The organism is Brevibacillus panacihumi W25 (assembly GCF_000503775.1).
Taxonomy (GTDB): domain Bacteria; phylum Bacillota; class Bacilli; order Brevibacillales; family Brevibacillaceae; genus Brevibacillus; species Brevibacillus panacihumi_A.
Map to the genome: position 1 here is coordinate 2,118,130 of NZ_KI629782.1, position 16,891 is coordinate 2,135,020.

The following is a 16,891-nucleotide window of genomic DNA, read 5'->3' on the forward strand; positions in this document are numbered from 1 at the left end:
TATATTTTGATTCACGAAAGAAGCCTCTTTTCCATAGCAGGAAAAAGGGCTTCTTTGTTTAGAAAGGATACAGCCCAAGCGTCACGACCAGAGAGATCCATGCCGCATTTCCTTCACGCTCCATCCCGCATTGAACAGTGGGCGATGCAGCACTTTATCGAACAGGGACATTGGTATCGCCATATCCGGAGTTTGCGCAACACATACCGTAAAAAGCATCAGCACATCCTCTCCCTATTAAACAACACCTTCGGCAACAGAGTAGAGATCAACGGACACCGGGCTGATCTTCACCTCCAGATCACGGTCAAGACACGACAACCTGCGCACGTTTTGGTTCAACGAGCAGCAGAAAACGGCGTTCGCGTCTAGCGTTACCGGGCAGCCAGCATGACTTTGCTCCTATTGTTGCAGCATCCATTTTTTGGTATTCTATTCCCAAGCCTTATCGATCCAAAAGGTCAGGGAGGAACAGGCATGAATCAAGATTTTGAAAAATTGCTGTTGCTGATCGGATATGGATTTATCTTTTTTCTCGGACTTCTTGTATGTATCGGAATTGCGAATTTCGTTCTTTCTTCTGGCTAGGCGCAAGCCCTTCTCTTAAAAGAGAAAATCGACAAACGTATACCGCTCGACCGTCTGAAAGCCGAGCTTTTCATAGATTCGTCTCGCTGGCAGATTGTCGGCAAACACACATAAGTAGACATTGGCAGATTTCGCGGCTGCGATCCGGCAAATATCAGAGGTAATCTGCGCCCCCAGGCCCCTTCCTTGACAGGCTGGAGCTACGCCGATGTTTCCAATCTCCACGTAATCTTCTGAATAGATATGGAATCCCGCCAGTGCAATCGGCTCCGCGCCGTCAAAGATCCCGAGATGCGGCATGCCGAGCAGCTCATCGGCGCGAAAACTGACCATCCCGATTTGCCTCGCCAGGCCTCTCATCGCTTCTATGTCGTCTCTCGTGACCGGACGAGAGTTTCCTTGTGGGAGAAGTTGGTCCTTCTGCGTCCATTTTTTCAAAAGCATTGTCCGCTTCGACTGGACATGCGGGATGAGCAGCTTTGGCAGATGGCGCTCGGCTACAGTAAAGACCGCTTTCGTTGAGTGCGGAGGCGAAGAGATGCCTACTTCGACACGCACACGCTCCAGCATCTCCCGAACTTCATAGCATTCTATCTCCTCGTCTACATGAATGGTAAACGCGTGAAACGGCATTCCCTTTAGATAGGAACCGATCACCAAACCGCTTTCACCTTCAGCGCGATCTACAAGTGTCAACGAACGGTCAGGTCGAACACATAGATTCCCATGCAAAATGTAAGCCTCTTCCCGTGAAATTTTGCCAAGCCATCCATCCAGTCCGCCCCCTTTTTCCCAAACCATCATGAAAATCACTCCATTCTGTATTTCCCTATTGACGTCTCTCCCCATCAACGTTACCATGATGAGAACACTTGGCTGGGCCATGCTTTTTGGCGCAGCTTGGACAACCCGATTCGTAGAGAAAATGGTAACTTACACTTATCAGGAGGAGAGAATTTTGGCTACTTTTTACACTGAACCATCCCGCACCTTTAATGAGTATTTGCTGCTGCCCAATCTGACAACCAAGGAATGCAATCCGGCAAATGTAGATTTGTCCACCCCGATTACTAAGTTTAAAAAAGGGGAAAAACCGGCGATCTCCCTCAACATACCGTTCTCATCAGCAGTCATGCAAGCAGTATCCGACCATCATATGGCGGTAGCTCTGGCTCGATGTGGCGGTATTTCCTTTATTTTTGGTTCCCAATCCGTAGAGAGCCAGGCAACCATGGTGCGCAAGGTCAAAGCGTACAAAGCAGGCTTCGTCGTCAGCAAATCCAATCTGACCCCGGACCAAACTCTCAAAGATATTCTGGCATTGAAAGAACAGACCGGCCACTCCACCTGTGCAGTCACCGAAGACGGCACCGCCAAGGGCAAGCTTCTCGGCATCGTGACAGGTCGCGACTACCGCATCAGCCGCGACTCGCTGGATAAAAAAGTGAGCGACATCATGACACCATTCTCCTCCCTGATCTATGCCAAGTCCGGCACGACTCTGTCGGAAGCCAACGACCTCATCTGGGAGCACAAATTGAATTGTCTGCCGATCGTTGACGAAAATCAAAATCTCGAGTTCCTGGTCTTCCGCAAAGACTATGACTCTCGCAAAAACAATCCGCTCTCTCTTTTGGACGCCAACAAGAGCTACATCGTCGGAGCAGGGATCAACACCAAGGACTACAAGGAACGCGTTCCCGCGCTGGTCGAAGCAGGTGTCGACATCCTCGTCATCGACTCTTCAGACGGCTTCAGCGAGTGGCAAAAAGAAACGGTTGAATACGTAAAAGCCAATTTCAATGTGCCGATCGGTGCAGGAAACGTAGTAGACAAGGAAGGCTTCCGCTACCTCGTAGATGCTGGCGCAGATTTCATCAAAGTAGGGATCGGCGGCGGTTCGATCTGCATCACGCGCGAGCAAAAAGGAATCGGACGCGGACAAGCCTCTGCTGTCATCGAAGTGGCGCAGGCTCGCGACGAGTATTTCAAAGAGACTGGCATCTACATCCCGATCTGCTCCGACGGCGGAATCGTGCATGATTATCACGTGACGCTCGCTCTGGCGATGGGCGCGGATTTCGTCATGCTGGGCCGTTACTTCGCCCGCTTCGATGAGAGCCCGACTAAAAAAGTGAAGATCGGAAACAACTTCGTGAAAGAATACTGGGGTGAAGGCTCCAACCGCGCGCGCAACTGGCAGCGTTATGACACCGGCGGCAAGCAAAGCCTTGTCTTTGAAGAAGGGGTCGACTCCTACGTGCCTTACGCAGGTTCTCTGCGCGAAAACCTGGATCGTACGCTGAACAAAGTGAAATCGACCATGTGCAACTGCGGCTCGCTCTCCATTCCGGAATTGCAGCAAAAAGCGAGAATTACGGTCATCTCCGCGACCAGCCTGGTCGAAGGCGGCGCGCATGACGTCATCCTCAAGGAAAGCAGCATGGCTGCTGAGTAAAGCCTGAAAAAAAAGGACCCTCCCCACGGAACAGTGACCGGCAAGTGAGTCATCGTTTCCGTGCTGGTGAGGGTCTTTTTCGTGGCAAGAATCAGCTCAGGCGGAAAAACCCGAACGGTTCACCCAGGCGATACGGCTCCCCCCACTCGTCCAAGCGATTCATGGTAGCGCTGTCCAGCTCCACAGATGCACTCTCCAGGTTGGCAGCAAGCTGCTCAACGCGTGAAGCCCCGACGATGACAGTGGAGACGGCAGGCTTGTTCATCAGCCAGGCGATGGAGAGCACGCTCGGCGCCATCCCCAGCTCTTTTGCCAGCTCGGCAACCTGTTGACCCAGCTGAATCTTGTCTTGGCCCAGGAATCTCGCAAAGCGCGGCTCTTTCTCCAGCCTGGAGCCTGCCGGGCCTTGATCCGCTGAGGTGTACTTGCCTGTCAAAATACCTCCTGCCAATGGATAGTAAGGGATAATACCCAGTCCTTGATCGAGGCAGAGCGGAATCATCTCACGCTCCGGCGTACGGTCGGCCAAAGAGTAGCTGACCTGCAGGGAGACGAAGCGGTTCAGGCCTTTCAGTTCGCTGATTCCGAGCGCCTTCATCACTTCCCAGGCGAAGTAGTTGGAGGCTCCGATATAACGTACCTTCCCCGAGCGTACCATGTCATCCAATGCTCGCAATGTCTCTTCCAGCGGGGTGTTTGGATCAAAGGTATGGATCTGGTAGAGGTCGACATAGTCGGTCCGCAGACGTTTCAGGCTTCCTTCCAGTTCCTTTTGCAGATGATAGCGGGAGGAGCCGCGCTCATTGACTCCCTCTCCCTTTACCAGGCCAGCTTTGGTAGCCAGCACGACGTCATGTCTGCGTCCTTCCAGCGCTTTTCCGATGATGCGCTCGGATTCTGTGCCTGTATAAATATTGGCGGTGTCGATAAAGTTGATGCCGCCGTCCAATGCTGCGTCAATGATTGCCGTCGAGGTGGCCTCATCCGCACGTCCTCCGAATGAGTTGGTCCCGATTCCCAAAGCGGACACATGCAGGCCGCTGTTTCCCAAACGATGATATTTCATGTCGTCTCCGTCCTTTCCTGTTTCTTGGTTTTGTCCACATAGGAATTGTAGCATTTTCCATCGGAGTTTCCGATTGTGAAACTGTCTGCTTTTTGGATGGGTGTGGTTCAGGCTGCAGTGGTGGGGAGGAAAAAGGAGAAAACGCTCAGGCGGGTTGGGATCTTTGCAGGGGGGCCTTCACTGGCCGCCTCCCACTTCAAAGGCGGAACCGCGGCCAAAAGCAGCCGCTTCGAAGAAGTTATTCAAGGTTGGCCGCTAAGAGAGTGTTCCGCCTTTTCCGTTCCCGGCTTGGTGAAGATCCCAAATGCCCTCGCTTTTTTCTCCTTTTTCCTCGACCAGCTCTGGTCGTTTCACAATGAGCTGTAAATATTTTCTGTATACTTCGTAATGGCTTCATCGTAATCCGGGTACTTAAATCCGAGACTTGTTGACACAGCTTTAGAGTATTTTCTAAATAACTCATAACAGGTGAATAAAGACTGCCACATTTCCTCATACCCACTCTAAGAATACGTTGAGAGGAGTTTCTCCCAATCTTCCTTTGGTAGGTACCGATCGATAAATTTATAGTTTTTCCCCACACTAAAAGTGAAGCCTTGCTCGGATCCAATTTGCCAAGTCATCATTCTCAATACATTCGGTCTCGCAATCTCGTGTAAATGATCAATCGCAAAAAGGATTTCTTTTCTGGCTAGCCCTTTTACTACGTACGTGGAAACCATCCAGAATTCATTGCAACAATCATCGAATTCTCTTGCAGTTGGCTTTTTGATCCAATATTGACGATCATCCGCTATCACTTCCTCTTTCATGAGAGCATCCTTATCGAGCAAGACCTTAACTAAGCCGTCGCTCTTGGTAAAGTAATCCTCTACTTCACGAATTGGAATCAGGGTTAGATCTACTTTACTTCCATCCTCAAATAGCATTAAATAGGAAAACCAATTCCCTAGCTCGGACGGAAAAAGCTCCATATCCTCGGGTTTTTGCATCATCACACGATTCCCAAAGATGTCAAGCCATTGATCATTCTCCTTGAAAGAATCCATATCTGTTACAAAGTATGAAATGTCATAGTCCTGGAAGGTATCTGGGGGAATATGTTTGTTTGTACGCGACCCTTCCAACGTTACCAATCGGATTCTATCGTCATTCCTCGCAACATCAAGCAGGATATTCATCATTTCTTGTTCACTTCTCAATACGGTAGTCCCCCGTTTCCAATCTATTTGCTTATTTCCCGTTTTTCCTCGACCAGCTTAGCGATAACCAGAGGTAAAGGCCAATTCCCCCGAAGGTAATCCACGGACTTATCATCAGCTGAGCTTCGTGTGTCAATGGAGTCAGACCCAGAAGAAAATCGGGCAGTGTCAACAATGCTACGACGATGAGCAGAATCCATGTTTTTGCCCAAAAGGACGCGCCGATGATAAAGAGTGCCGTAATTCCTCCGATGATCATACTTGCCGTAGTGCCAAAATGAATCACGGGAGTATCGATGGCTCGATTAGCGTAGATCAGCCCTACAAACAAAGCGATGGGCAGGATCATGATCGCTGTTACGAGCAATCCTTGTTTTTTGATCGATAGATTCGTTGCAGATATATATTTGAACCCCGTTGCAATAGCAGCAATAAATACAGCGCCGATAACAAGATGTCCGACGATTTCCAGGACAGAATAGGAGAGATTTCCCTTCATTAAGTCCGAGAAAATCGTAAATGAAAATGACCCGAAAACGATGAGGCTAATTGTTTTGATCCATGATCGATAGTCGGTGGCCATTTCATTGGAGACCATCTCCATATATTCCTTCGGTGATTTTCCAATGATTTTTTCAATCGGCTTGCCGTTTTTTTCTGCTTCGAATAAATGAACTTCCAATTCCTCCACGATTTCTTCGATTTCATCCGAATGTTTTCCGCTGGAGAATAAGTATACGCGCAAATGGTCCAGGAATTCCCTGCTTTTATCCGACAGCTTCAACTCACTATTCATCCGTCTCATCTCCTTTTAGGTGTTCTGAATCCGATTCATGGCGCAACACCCTGTTTACATTGGTCTGCAAATAATTCCATCTCTCGATAAACATTTCTAACTCTGCCTCGCCCTTCGGTGTAAGGGAATAGTACTTCCTTCTTGGCCCCGCCGTTGATTTTTTCAGAGTTGTCGTAACCAATTCTTCTTTTTGCATTCGCATCAGCAATGGATAAATCGTCCCCTCGCTGAAAGAATGAAATCCGTAGCTTTCCAGTTTTTCTGCCAACTCGTAACCGTATACTTCTTTATCCTTGATAATCGCCAGTAAACAACCATCGAGAATTCCTTTCAGCATCTGTGTTGTCGACAAATTCTCTTTCACCTCCCCAATACCTTGCATTACAAGGGTAACGATGACAAGCATTCCCTTGCATTACATGATACTTCATCCAGTATAACGCCATTAGTCTTGCAATGCAAGGTATAACTCTTGCTCATTTCGCAAGTCGCCTTGGCCATGCCCCATAAAAAAAGCACCCGCCCGATGTGACTGCTCATCATCAGACAGGCGCGGTTCTCGTATTTCGATGTACTGCTAACTCCTATACTTCCTCGATCAATCGCGCCAGCAGTGCTGTGCGGATCGGCACTTCCGACAACTCCACGAACTCGTCCGGGGAGTGGGCGAAGCCGCCTCTCGCTCCCAAGCCATCCAAAGTCGGGCTGCCGCATGCAGCGGCAAAATTCCCGTCGCTTACACCGCCGGTTCCCGACTCTTTCAGGGGAAAGCCCAGTTCGTCGCGGCTGATGGCCTGTGCGAGTGAAAACAGTCGGTCGGTCTCCTCTGTCCGCTCCATCGGCGGACGGCGAATGCCGCCCGATACCTGGATGTTCGCTCCGGCGAGCTGCGGTTGTAGCGCGCGGACAACTTGCTCGATGCGGTTGGCCTCTGCGATGGTCATGAAGCGCACGTCCACCTCAGCCTCCGCATAATCCGCCACCACATTGGAGCCGATCCCGCCTTTGACCAGACCCACGTTGAGCGTCGTTCCTTTTTCGTAGTCCGTCAAGGAATGCACGAATTGGATCTGCCGCGACAGCTCTTCAATAGCTGAGACGCCATTCTGATGATCTACACCGGCATGGGAGGAGACCCCATGTGCGCGCAGGGTAAAATGTCCGCTCCCCTTGCGCCAGGTCTTCAGGGCGCCAAGCGGTTCACTCGGCGGCTCCAATACGAAGCTCGCCATCGAACGCCTCGCTTCCTGCTCCACCAGTTCGCGTGATGTCGGGCTGCCGATCTCCTCATCACTGCTGAGGATCAAGACGATTTTCTTGTCTGCAGGCAAGCGGTTGAGCTGCACCAATCCCCGCAGCGCAAACATCGCCTGCAAGACACCCGCCTTCATATCGTACACACCAGGACCGTACGCCTTGCCATCTTGCACGCTGAATGGGCGGCGAGCAGCTTCTCCTTCCGGCCACACCGTATCGTAATGACCGATGATGAGAATCTGCTTGTCGCCGTCTCCCACGGTGCAGCGAACCTGATCGCCATAGGTGGGATTGGCCACCAATTCTGCCTTGCCCCCGGTCAGTGCTTCGAACTGCTGTGCAAACCACTGCGCCATCACATCTCCCAGTCGCTTGTTCTTGGACGGGGAATCCATGTTCACCGAGGTTTCCAGTAGTTGGAGAAAGTGTTGCATGTTTGTTTCCATATACGTGTGCATTGACATATTGCCTCTTCCTTAATGTGATTGAGAATTAAGTCCGAACAGGCGCTCCAGTCCGTACACTTTTTCCAACAAGATGATGAACACGAGACTTAGCAGAATAACGACCGATGAGATCGATGCAACCAGCGGGTCAAGTGTCTCCTGCATGTAACTAAAGATCGCCAATGGCAATGTCGTCGTATCCGGTGCCACCAGGAACAACGAAACGGTCACATTGTCAAACGAAGTCAGGAAGGAGAAGATCATCCCCGAGGCAATCGCCGGACGCACGAGCGGCAGCGTAATGTCCCAGAACACGCGGAACGGATGGGCACCGAGCATATACCCGGCCTTCTCCAGCGTGTAGTCAAACGAGCTCAGCCCGGTCAAGACCAGACGAACCACGTACGGAATCGAAATCAGGATATGTGCGAGCAAAAGACCCGTGAACGTCCCGGCTATCCCGATGCGCGTAAAGAACAGCAATGCGGAAATCCCGATAATCAGCGAGGGGACGGTCAACGGCGACAGCATCAGCGCGTTGATAAACCCGCTCCCGCGAAACTTGTATTTGGACAAGGCGAACGCTGCCAAGGTACCCAATACGGTCGCCAATATGGCAGACAAGGTCGCCAGCTTGATGCTCGTCCAGAAGGAATCAATAAATTCCGGTCTGTCCAGAATCATCGAATACCATTTCCAGGAAAATCCTTCCGGAGGAAAAGCCAGATACCCGGCGGCTGTAAACGAGCTTGGAATAATGACCAAAAACGGCAGGTTGACCAAAATGATGATAATGAAGGTGATGAGCCCGAGCACATTGATCTTTTTCATGACGCAAACACCTCTTTGTACCTCTTGTTTTCGATCAGCTTCGTATACAGGCTCACCAAGACAATGGTGCTTCCCAAAAGCAGGAAGGCCAAGGCTGCACCCAGCGGCCAGTTCAGGGTCGACATGATTTGCTCATACGCCAGAACCGGAATCACTTTGACAGAGGTTCCCCCCATCAGGGCAGGCGTCACAAACGCACTCATCGACAAGCTGAACACCAAGGTCGTCCCAGCCACGATGCCAGGAAGACTAAGCGGCAGCGTCACCGAAAAGAAGGTGCGGGCACGCGAGGCACCCAGAATCGATGCTGCTTTGTTCAAAGAAGGATCGATCGAGTACAGGCTGGTAGCCAAAGCCAGTACCATATAGGCGATAAAAGAGTCTGTAAGACCGATGACTACTCCCAATTCGTTGTACAACAGGCGCAAAGGCGTCTCGATCATTCCCAGCGCGATCAGCGTTTCGTTGATCCAGCCCTTCTCCCCGAGAACGACCACCCAGCCGAAGTTGCGGATGACTACACTGATCAGGTGCGGTGCCAGGATGCACATCGTGACAATCCCGCGCATTTTGCCAGTCGCCTGCGCCATGAACATCGCTACCGGATATCCCAGCAGCAAGGTGGCGAGTACAGTCCACAGACTCACGCGAATCGTCCGCCAGAGAATTTCCAGATAGAAGGTATCCTGGAAAAAGAGCGCGTAATTCTCCAGCGAAAAGGCTTGCTGCGCATCCTGAAAGCTAAGCAGCAGCATCAACAGCATGGGAATCACAAACACTCCCAGAAGTACGATCAAAGCAGGTGCCGTCAACAGCGTAACGGAAAGACGTCTGCTCATACGTCATCCCCTCTCCGTCGGCATGATCAGCACATCTTCTGCTTTCCAATAGCAGACAATGCCTTTTGCTGCTTCTTGCTCTGTAGCTTTGTCGATCAGCTTTTGCACTTTCACGGACAAGGTGTTTCCGCCCACTTTTACCTCGCATTCGGTATAAGAGCCCAGGAAGGACGCGATTTGCAGCTCGCCCTTCACATTGTTTTCTGCTTCGTTGGACTCCGTCGCGGACAATTGGATTTTCTCCGGCCGCACGAATGCGATGACTTTTTGATTCGGTGCAAATTTGCGAGTTTGCTTCGCTGCGTGAATCAGCAGCCCTTCATTTGTCCGTACAGTCAGGCGATCGCCGTTCACCTCGACGACCTCCCCTTCCAGACGGTTCGTTTTGCCGATGAAGGTATGCACGAATTCAGATGCAGGTTCATTGTAGATTTCCAGCGGTGTCCCGATCTGCTCGACAAAACCGTGGTTCAGCACGACGATGCGATCAGACAAAGACAACGCTTCTTCCTGGTCATGCGTGACGAAGATGGTCGTGACCCCGATCTCATGGTGGAGACGCTTCAGCTCATCACGCAGCTCTTCGCGCAATTTGGCATCCAGGTTGCTCAGCGGCTCATCCAAAAGCAGGAGGGAAGGCTCGATCACCAGAGCGCGGGCGATCGCAATCCGCTGGCGTTGTCCGCCGGAGAGCTGCTTCGGATAGCGGTCGGCTACATTCGGCAGCTTGACGAGAGAAAGGACGCGGTCGACCCGCTCCTTCATCTCCGCTTTGTTTACTTTTCTCAGCTTCAAGCCGTACGCGATGTTTTCCGCGACAGTCATGTGGGGGAACAGGGAGTAGGTCTGGAAAACCATCCCCAACTCCCGTTTGTAAGGGGGGACACCGTTCATCCGCTGTCCCTTGATCAACAAATCACCGCCGTCCGGTTCCAGAAAACCAGCGATCATGTTTAGCGTCGTTGTTTTTCCACAGCCAGACGGGCCGAGAAAAGAGACGAACTCACCTTGCTCTACCTGCAGGTTGAAGTCCTGAACCACGACATTGTTTTGGAATTTTTTCATGATGTTGCGTAGTTCGACGTCATATACCTTTGCCAAAAAGGACACCTACTTTCCTGTTTTTGGTGCGATTTCCCGGTTAAAGCGATCCAGCCATGCTGCCATTTGGTCGCTGATCACTTGATAGTCAAAGGCAACGACTTTGGAGCGGTCAAATTCCAGGGATTTCGCTACTTCTTCAGGCAGCGCTACGTTTGTGGACGGATTGTAGTAGAGCTTGGTCGCATACATGGTTTGCACTTCGTCTGTCAGCAAGAAGTCGATGAAAGCTTTTGCTGCTTCTGGATGCTTCGCGTTTTTCACCAGGGAAGCGATGGTCGGTACCAGGTTTCCGCCTTCTTGCGGGAATACGAATTCGATCGGCAGACCTGCGTCTTTTTGCGTCAAGCTGCGCGCCATGGTCCATGTGGTGTATGCAGCTGTTTTATTTTGCAGGTTTTGCTGCAGCTGTGCCGCACTCTTGGCAAATGTCGGCATGTAGCCCGCGATGGTGCCCATTTTTTCAAATCCTGCTTCGATATCCTTCTCGGAACCGCCGTTGGCATACGCCATCATGATCATCGCAGAGCGGCCGAAATTGCTCGCTACGTCTGTCATGGTGATGTTGCCTTTCATCTCTGGTTTCGCCAGGTCATTCCAGGAAGTTGGCACCGGCAGATTTTTCTCTTTCACGATTTCGGTATTATAGGAGATTCCCATCGGAGTGAAGTTGACGGTCGCACCGCTGTTGTCTTTCACTGCTAGGTCCTGGGAAATGTTTTTCATGTTCGGGATCTCTTCTTCTTTGAGCGGCTCCCACAGTCCTTCGAGGCGTCCTTTTTCTTGCTCTCCGCCCTCAATGATAGCGATATCAATTTGTGGTGCGTTTTGTTGCGCTTTCACTTTTGCTACGATTTCAGTAGAAACACCGGATACATAAGTCAATTTTACATTCGGGTACTTCTCGTTAAACTTCTTGAAGATCTCGTCTTTCATCAGCTTTTCTACCGTTGCGCCATTCCCGGACACAATCAGGCTGTCTTCCAATTCCACCTGTTTTTCGGCAGCAGGCGTCTCGGCCGGCGCTGGTGTCGGAGCAGGCTCGGAAGTTTGCGGCTGTGTCGTGGACGATCCACATCCCGCCAATAAGGAACCTGTCAAAGCAAAAATTGATAGTACGGTTAAAGCCTTCTTCTTCATCTGAGTTCAACCCCCGATATTCTTTATTTGTTCACGAATAGAGAACGATGTTTGCTATTCGAGAACGATAGTGTTACACTACCATAAGTAGACTGACAATTCAAGATTGTTTAGAAAAAAACGTAAAGTACGACTTCCCTGAATGTGATACGATGAGGTCAATGTACTTAAGAAGGAGACGTGTGCATGGAAGTTCTCTCCTCTGTCCGAAATGGATGCAAACTATTGAAAATCTTTCTGGATTCTCCCAAGGAGCTGGGCGTGACCGAGTTAAGCAAAAAGCTTGAACTGTCCAAGGGAGCGGTGCACAAGCTGCTCACCACCCTGGAATCAGAAGGTTTTATCCGGAAAAATGAAAAAACCAAGCAGTACACGCTTGGCTACACCCTCCTGGAACTTGGCACAAAAGTGCTGAAAAACCATGATATTGTGGATTTTTCCATGCCGTATATCAATCGGCTTTTATCGCGGACCAGCGAGTTGGTGGTGCTCTGTGTGCGGGACGGCAGGGATGCGATCTATGTAGCAAAAGTAGATTCGCCCCATCCCATCCGTTTTACCGTCGAGTCATTCCGTCGTTTTCCCCTCTACTCCACTTCGGCAGCACGTGTCTTGCTAGCTTATCAACCAGAGCCGTTTCAGGATGAGATTTTGTCTGAGAGGTTGAAAACATATACGCCGCATTCCTATCAATCCGCAGAAGAGATCAAGCAAAATCTGCAGATGATCCGGGAGCGCGGCTACGAAATCAGTTCCAATCGCCGCAATGTCGGGGTAACCGGCGTGGCAGCACCGATCTTCGACTCGTCTGATCAGGTCGCCGCCTCGATCAGTGTCGTCGGACCGTCTGACCGCGTCGAGCCCCAGCTCGATAACATCCTGCAAGAGGTGCTGGAAACAGTGCGGGAGATGTCTATGGAGTTGGGACATCGGGCTTGATTGGACGCCAAAACAGAAGGAGGGGTTGCTCGCATCTGCGAAAACACCCCTCCTTTTCCCGCTGGCTCATCACCATATGCGTGCTTCGTCACTCGCTCTTCGCAAGATTTCATCCACCGTCTCCTCTGGAGTAAGCTCCGATGTATCCAGCCACATGCCGATTCGTGGCGTCTCATTATGCAAAACCGCTTCGAGCATCGCAATATCAATCGCGCCGTACCCTTTTTTCTGTCGGGCAGCCTCCCTTTTGGCCACTACGTCGGCCCGAGGAGAAAGAACAATGACGTAAAGCGGGCGATGTTCAATCATCTCTATTACATCCTGCAGCATCGGGCCGATGATGACATCCTGCAGCACTACCTGAAAGCCCTGTTTTGCGTACGCATCTGACGCTTGGGCAGCCAGTTTGTATCGCAGCCGAAGTTGTTGGATAGCTTCTTCGGTAGGGTTGGCTGACATGGCTTCCTCGCCATGGACAATCATCTTGCGGAAAACATCACCGCGAACATGGACGCTCTTCTCCATGCGTTCAGCAAGCAGCTGGGCAATCGTTGACTTTCCTGAAGCCATAATGCCCGTGATGAGAAAAATGCTCGACATCATCCCCATGTCTCCTCTCAAACGGAAAATTTATCCACATCCATCATATCATTCCGACGGCATGCCGATACAAGGCAATGACGACAACCCCGGCCACCAATGCCCATACGATCTGCTTTCTCCACAGACCGACCGCAAGCGACACCGTACCTGCGACGATGTATTCCGGGCTCCATGCTCCCTCGCGCATGTGAAAGAGAATCGGCGGAATTGTCATGGAGCTGAAGACACCTACCGGCACCATCGCCAAGCCCCTCCGCAACCAGTCCGGAATCTCCCAGCGCGAGCTGATCAAGAGCATCGGGAACCGCGTCAGGTACGTGATCAGCGCCATTAGCAAAATAATCCAAATGATGTTATCGTTCATCGCTCACCGCTCCCATCACAATCGCCGTCAAGGTCCCGACAATCACAGCTGCGGTACCCCCGCCCAGCGCATACCCAATGCACGCCGCGGCAGCCGTGCACGCAGCTACCTTCACATGGAAGGAGGTGAGCAGATTGACGGCGAGAAAGCCCAAAAACGTCGCGATAAAAGCAAAATCAAGCCCGTAAGCCTCCGTCTGGGTAAACGCCGCACCGAACCACGCGCCTGCGAATGTGCTTGCGTTCCAGATGACATAGTCCACGACGCTTGCCCCTGCGAAAAACGACAAGCTGGGCTTTCCCCCCGCATCCAAATACGTGGCCTTCAAGGCAAATGTCTCATCATTGAGCGTTCCTGCCATAAGCGACAGCTTCCAGGCAGGTGTTCCCTGAAAACGCGGTCCGAGCGACAGTCCGTATAATAGCTGGCGCGCGTTTAACAAAGCGGTCGAAAGCAGGATCGGCCAGCCAACGATCCCCTGCGAGATCAAACCGACCGCTGCGAACTGGGAGGAGCCCGCATTGACCAGCAAGGAAAAGAGGACCGCTTCCGTCACCCCCAGTCCCGCCTGCCTCGCCAATAATCCGAATACAATCCCATCAATGATGCCGGCCGCAGCTACCGGAATAATCTGACGCATGCCTGAAACAAACAATGCAAAAGACCCACTCATGTTGCTCATCTCTGTCTTCCTTTCCCCTTATCCGCTGATAACAAAGTTGGACGCCACACCTCACCCAGCAATCGAATTCCCGCCTCCATCTCTTCGATCGTCTGCCCGCCGAAGCCGAACTGAAAGCTGGGAAAGTAATCATCTTTTGGCCTCATCCACTTGTGATCGGTAGGATAGACGCGGATCCCCGCCGCGGCAGCCAGTTCCGTCAAGGTTTGCGCATCACAACGGCTGCGCACCTCTACCATGACAGAGATGCCTGCATCCTGTCCCGTGATGCGGATCGCCTCTCCCATCTCCTCCTGCAGCAAGCGAAGAAGAGCATCGTGCTTTTTCTTGTACAATGTCCTCATTTTGCGAATATGCCGCTCCCAATCCCCCGTTTTCATAAATAAGGCCAGCGTCTGCTGATGAATACGCGATGCAGTCTGGTCGTATTCCGCCAAATGCTCGTGGTAGAGAGCCAACAGGCTGGGAGGCAGCACCATGTAGCTGATCCGTATCGCCGGAAGGAGTGACTTGGAGAATGTCCCCATATAAATCACCCGCCCGGCAGCATCCAGCCCTTTAAGAGATGGGATGGGTCTGCCGTGATAGCGAAACTCCCCGTCATAATCGTCCTCGATGATGTAGCCCTCTGTCTGTGCCGCCCATTGCAGCAGCCTGAGCCGCTTGGCGTAAGGCATCACGATGCCGGTCGGGTCCTGATGGGATGGCGTGATGTAGACCAGTCCCGCTCCGCTTTCCCGCAGCTTTTCTATGTGGATGCCCTCTGCTTCCAATGGGATCGGCTTCACGTCAAACCCCAGGTTGAGAAATACCTTTCGCACCCCCTGATAGCCAGGCTCCTCCATCGCGACAGCCTGTCCGCTCAGACCAAACAGACACCCCAGCAAGGTGATCATCACCTGCGTACCCGCACCGATGACGATTTGCTCCGGGGAGGCCTGCACTCCCCGCGCCTGACGCAAGTACCGGGCCAGCTCCAGGCGCAATTCAGGCTCGCCTTGCCTGTCCCCGTATCGCAGAAGCTCCTTGTTCTGCTCCCGCATGCACTGGTTGCTATACTTTTTCCACAAAGCAAACGGAAAATGGTCAGGATCAATGCTTGCCTGGTGAAAATTGTACTGGACCGGGACAACTGCAGGAAGGGGATGATCCGGCTCACTTCTTCTTTTCTGAAGCATTGGCCCGTCCCAGGCGGCATCTACGACATAAAAGCCGCTTCGCTCCCTGCTCTCGATGTATCCTTCCGCAAGCAATTGATGATAGGCGCTCTCCACTGTCGTTTTGCTTACCTGCAAAAAGCCGCTCAACGTACGTACAGACGGAAGCCGCGTCCCCGAAGGCAATCGCTGTTCCCGGATCTCCAGGCAAAAATAACGATACAATTGCAAATAAAGCGGCTCACTCCCGTCCACCAGATAGGGGCTAATGTCCGGCATCCTCTCTCCTCCCCTCCGACTCGTCTTTTTATGATTCCTATGATAGCAGAAGAAGGCTTGCACGACTGCAATTAGAAAATGCGGGAACCCCCGTCCTTTTTTACGGTAGTCCACCAGCTGCAGTGGAGGAGAGGAAAAGAGGAAAACGCTACAGGTGGGTTGGAATCTTCGCTGGGGGCTGGCGCTGGCCGTCTCCATTCCAAAGGCGGAACCGCGGCCAAAAGCAGCCGTCTTCAAGAAGTGATTCAGGGTTGTCCGCTAAATGCGGGTTCCGCCTTTTCCATTGCGACTGGGTCAAGATCCCAAATACCTTTCGCTTTTTTCCCCTTTTCCTCGGCTAGAAACTGTTCTCGGTGAATTCGAGTTGGTAACAAACATTGGATACCACATTGATACTAATTAGTATATGCCCTCCAGAAAGTGGAGAGCCCTGTAAAAGAAAAACGAGCCTCTAGCATCGCTTTTAAGGCTCGTTTCGCGTTTAGGGAGCATAACACTCAATCACATTTTATATTATTTTCCTTCTCCAACATGAAACACACCAATTACGGTTTCACCATCAACGTCATATAGCGGAATATCACGACCTCCTGGTGATCTACTGTTCTGTATCGCAATGGCTTCCTCGGGTGATTTTGGACGCTCACCGTCTAAGTCTTTTTTCAGCACGTATCCTGTAGTACCATCCACACCTATTGCACGGATTAATTCAGGTTCCGTATCCGGAGAAGGAGCATCTGTGGCAGAACCGTATGTCTGTCCGTTTTTATTTTTAGGATAGCTCATATTCTTAGCGCCAATATGAAAAGAACCAATTATGGTTTTCCCATTAACATCATACAGTGGTGCGTCATGTACAAGTTCACTAAGATAATCTTTTTTCAGCAAATATCCTGCAATGCCATTCACACTTCCTACATGGATTAAGTCAGGTAGCATTTCAACAGAAGTTGTTTCTTCAGCAGAACCGTAAGTCTGTCCAATTTCATTTTCTGGATAATGAGGAGGATTCTTGGGGCTTTGATTATTCGAGCTTTTAGCAAATGTGCTTTGGAATGCCAGTGTACCTCCCACTACACAAACGATAAAAATCACACCAATCATCATTTTAATCCCTTTAGAATACAACCTCACAATTGTGCA

General features: G+C 51.1%; 18 protein-coding genes and 1 pseudogene. 4 read left to right on the top strand and 15 right to left on the bottom strand.

Going from position 1 to position 16,891, the window contains the following annotated elements:
* Nucleotides 1–54: 54 nt before the first annotated feature.
* A complete protein-coding gene (locus T458_RS39345; RefSeq protein WP_144083830.1) occupies nt 55–372 on the top strand; it encodes a hypothetical protein in 318 nt (105 codons plus the stop codon).
* 231 nt (nt 373–603) lie between these two features.
* Here T458_RS39345 and T458_RS39350 read toward each other — a convergent pair whose 3' ends face one another.
* Nucleotides 604–1,392 (bottom strand): GNAT family N-acetyltransferase, encoded by a 789-nt coding sequence (locus T458_RS39350; protein ID WP_023556544.1) that lies wholly within the window; start codon nt 1,390–1,392, stop codon nt 604–606.
* Between the two features lie 121 nt (nt 1,393–1,513).
* On the opposite strand from T458_RS39350, the gene T458_RS39355 reads away from it, so the two are divergent.
* Nucleotides 1,514–3,046, top strand: a complete 1,533-nt coding sequence (locus T458_RS39355) for an IMP dehydrogenase (protein WP_429847947.1) — start codon at nt 1,514–1,516, stop codon at nt 3,044–3,046.
* A 91-nt stretch (nt 3,047–3,137) separates the two neighbouring features.
* On the opposite strand, the gene T458_RS39360 is transcribed toward T458_RS39355, so the two are convergent.
* Complete coding sequence (locus T458_RS39360) at nt 3,138–4,112, bottom strand: aldo/keto reductase (protein ID WP_023556546.1); 975 nt, start codon at nt 4,110–4,112, stop codon at nt 3,138–3,140.
* Between the two features lie 75 nt (nt 4,113–4,187).
* On the opposite strand from T458_RS39360, the gene T458_RS39365 reads away from it, so the two are divergent.
* Complete coding sequence (locus T458_RS39365) at nt 4,188–4,478, top strand: hypothetical protein (RefSeq protein ID WP_023556547.1); 291 nt, start codon at nt 4,188–4,190, stop codon at nt 4,476–4,478.
* Here T458_RS39365 and ant(6) read toward each other — a convergent pair.
* From ant(6) to T458_RS39400, 8 genes and pseudogenes are all read right to left on the bottom strand, one after another.
* Nucleotides 4,463–5,314, bottom strand: a pseudogene (gene ant(6) / locus T458_RS39370) (aminoglycoside 6-adenylyltransferase). The gene T458_RS39365 and the pseudogene ant(6) overlap by 16 nt on opposite strands.
* A 31-nt stretch (nt 5,315–5,345) precedes the next feature.
* Nucleotides 5,346–6,110 (bottom strand): HAAS domain-containing protein, encoded by a 765-nt coding sequence (locus tag T458_RS56035; RefSeq protein WP_023556548.1) that lies wholly within the window; start codon nt 6,108–6,110, stop codon nt 5,346–5,348.
* Complete coding sequence (locus T458_RS39375) at nt 6,103–6,492, bottom strand: PadR family transcriptional regulator (RefSeq protein ID WP_051410068.1); 390 nt, start codon at nt 6,490–6,492, stop codon at nt 6,103–6,105. Before T458_RS39375 ends, T458_RS56035 begins: the two co-directional genes overlap by 8 nt.
* A gap of 202 nt (nt 6,493–6,694) precedes the next feature.
* Nucleotides 6,695–7,831 (bottom strand): M20 family metallopeptidase, encoded by a 1,137-nt coding sequence (locus tag T458_RS39380; protein WP_023556550.1) that lies wholly within the window; start codon nt 7,829–7,831, stop codon nt 6,695–6,697.
* A 12-nt stretch (nt 7,832–7,843) separates the two neighbouring features.
* Nucleotides 7,844–8,644, bottom strand: a complete 801-nt coding sequence (locus T458_RS39385; RefSeq protein WP_023556551.1) for an ABC transporter permease — start codon at nt 8,642–8,644, stop codon at nt 7,844–7,846.
* Nucleotides 8,641–9,483 carry an ABC transporter permease gene (locus tag T458_RS39390; protein WP_023556552.1) on the bottom strand — a complete coding sequence of 281 codons (843 nt, stop codon included), beginning with the start codon at nt 9,481–9,483 and terminating at the stop codon, nt 8,641–8,643. Before T458_RS39390 ends, T458_RS39385 begins: the two co-directional genes overlap by 4 nt.
* A 3-nt stretch (nt 9,484–9,486) precedes the next feature.
* Nucleotides 9,487–10,584, bottom strand: a complete 1,098-nt coding sequence (locus T458_RS39395; protein ID WP_031305678.1) for an ABC transporter ATP-binding protein — start codon at nt 10,582–10,584, stop codon at nt 9,487–9,489.
* A gap of 9 nt (nt 10,585–10,593) precedes the next feature.
* Entirely contained in the window at nt 10,594–11,724 is a 1,131-nt protein-coding gene (locus tag T458_RS39400) for an ABC transporter substrate-binding protein (protein ID WP_023556554.1), read from the bottom strand.
* A 186-nt stretch (nt 11,725–11,910) separates the two neighbouring features.
* Between T458_RS39400 and T458_RS39405 the strand changes: the two genes are divergently transcribed.
* Nucleotides 11,911–12,663 carry an IclR family transcriptional regulator gene (locus T458_RS39405; RefSeq protein WP_023556555.1) on the top strand — a complete coding sequence of 251 codons (753 nt, stop codon included), beginning with the start codon at nt 11,911–11,913 and terminating at the stop codon, nt 12,661–12,663.
* A 69-nt stretch (nt 12,664–12,732) separates the two neighbouring features.
* Here T458_RS39405 and T458_RS39410 read toward each other — a convergent pair whose 3' ends face one another.
* From T458_RS39410 to T458_RS56045, 5 genes are all read right to left on the bottom strand, one after another.
* Nucleotides 12,733–13,266, bottom strand: coding sequence for a phosphotransferase-like protein (locus tag T458_RS39410; protein WP_023556556.1), 534 nt, complete (start codon nt 13,264–13,266; stop codon nt 12,733–12,735).
* A 40-nt stretch (nt 13,267–13,306) separates the two neighbouring features.
* Entirely contained in the window at nt 13,307–13,630 is a 324-nt protein-coding gene (locus T458_RS56450) for an AzlD domain-containing protein (RefSeq protein ID WP_023556557.1), read from the bottom strand.
* Entirely contained in the window at nt 13,620–14,312 is a 693-nt protein-coding gene (locus T458_RS56905; protein WP_023556558.1) for an AzlC family ABC transporter permease, read from the bottom strand. The genes T458_RS56450 and T458_RS56905 overlap by 11 nt, the downstream gene beginning before the upstream one ends.
* Entirely contained in the window at nt 14,309–15,748 is a 1,440-nt protein-coding gene (locus tag T458_RS39415) for a MocR-like pyridoxine biosynthesis transcription factor PdxR (protein ID WP_023556559.1), read from the bottom strand. Before T458_RS39415 ends, T458_RS56905 begins: the two co-directional genes overlap by 4 nt.
* A gap of 513 nt (nt 15,749–16,261) precedes the next feature.
* A complete protein-coding gene (locus T458_RS56045; protein WP_023556561.1) occupies nt 16,262–16,882 on the bottom strand; it encodes a hypothetical protein in 621 nt (206 codons plus the stop codon).
* Between the last annotated feature and the right edge of the window lie 9 nt (nt 16,883–16,891).

Excerpts from the sequence above, each read along its gene's own strand:
- T458_RS39350 (WP_023556544.1), bottom strand. The coding sequence starts at position 1,392 with ATGATGGTTTGGGAAAAAGGGGGCGGACTGGATGGATGGCTTGGCAAA.
- T458_RS39355 (WP_429847947.1), top strand. The coding sequence starts at position 1,514 with ATGGTAACTTACACTTATCAGGAGGAGAGAATTTTGGCTACTTTTTAC.
- T458_RS39360 (WP_023556546.1), bottom strand. The coding sequence starts at position 4,112 with ATGAAATATCATCGTTTGGGAAACAGCGGCCTGCATGTGTCCGCTTTG.
- T458_RS56035 (WP_023556548.1), bottom strand. The coding sequence starts at position 6,110 with ATGAATAGTGAGTTGAAGCTGTCGGATAAAAGCAGGGAATTCCTGGAC.
- T458_RS39375 (WP_051410068.1), bottom strand. The coding sequence starts at position 6,492 with ATGCAAGGTATTGGGGAGGTGAAAGAGAATTTGTCGACAACACAGATG.
- T458_RS39380 (WP_023556550.1), bottom strand. The coding sequence starts at position 7,831 with ATGTCAATGCACACGTATATGGAAACAAACATGCAACACTTTCTCCAA.
- T458_RS39385 (WP_023556551.1), bottom strand. The coding sequence starts at position 8,644 with ATGAAAAAGATCAATGTGCTCGGGCTCATCACCTTCATTATCATCATT.
- T458_RS39390 (WP_023556552.1), bottom strand. The coding sequence starts at position 9,483 with ATGAGCAGACGTCTTTCCGTTACGCTGTTGACGGCACCTGCTTTGATC.
- T458_RS39400 (WP_023556554.1), bottom strand. The coding sequence starts at position 11,724 with ATGAAGAAGAAGGCTTTAACCGTACTATCAATTTTTGCTTTGACAGGT.
- T458_RS39405 (WP_023556555.1), top strand. The coding sequence starts at position 11,911 with ATGGAAGTTCTCTCCTCTGTCCGAAATGGATGCAAACTATTGAAAATC.
- T458_RS39410 (WP_023556556.1), bottom strand. The coding sequence starts at position 13,266 with ATGATGTCGAGCATTTTTCTCATCACGGGCATTATGGCTTCAGGAAAG.
- T458_RS56450 (WP_023556557.1), bottom strand. The coding sequence starts at position 13,630 with ATGAACGATAACATCATTTGGATTATTTTGCTAATGGCGCTGATCACG.
- T458_RS56905 (WP_023556558.1), bottom strand. The coding sequence starts at position 14,312 with ATGAGCAACATGAGTGGGTCTTTTGCATTGTTTGTTTCAGGCATGCGT.
- T458_RS39415 (WP_023556559.1), bottom strand. The coding sequence starts at position 15,748 with ATGCCGGACATTAGCCCCTATCTGGTGGACGGGAGTGAGCCGCTTTAT.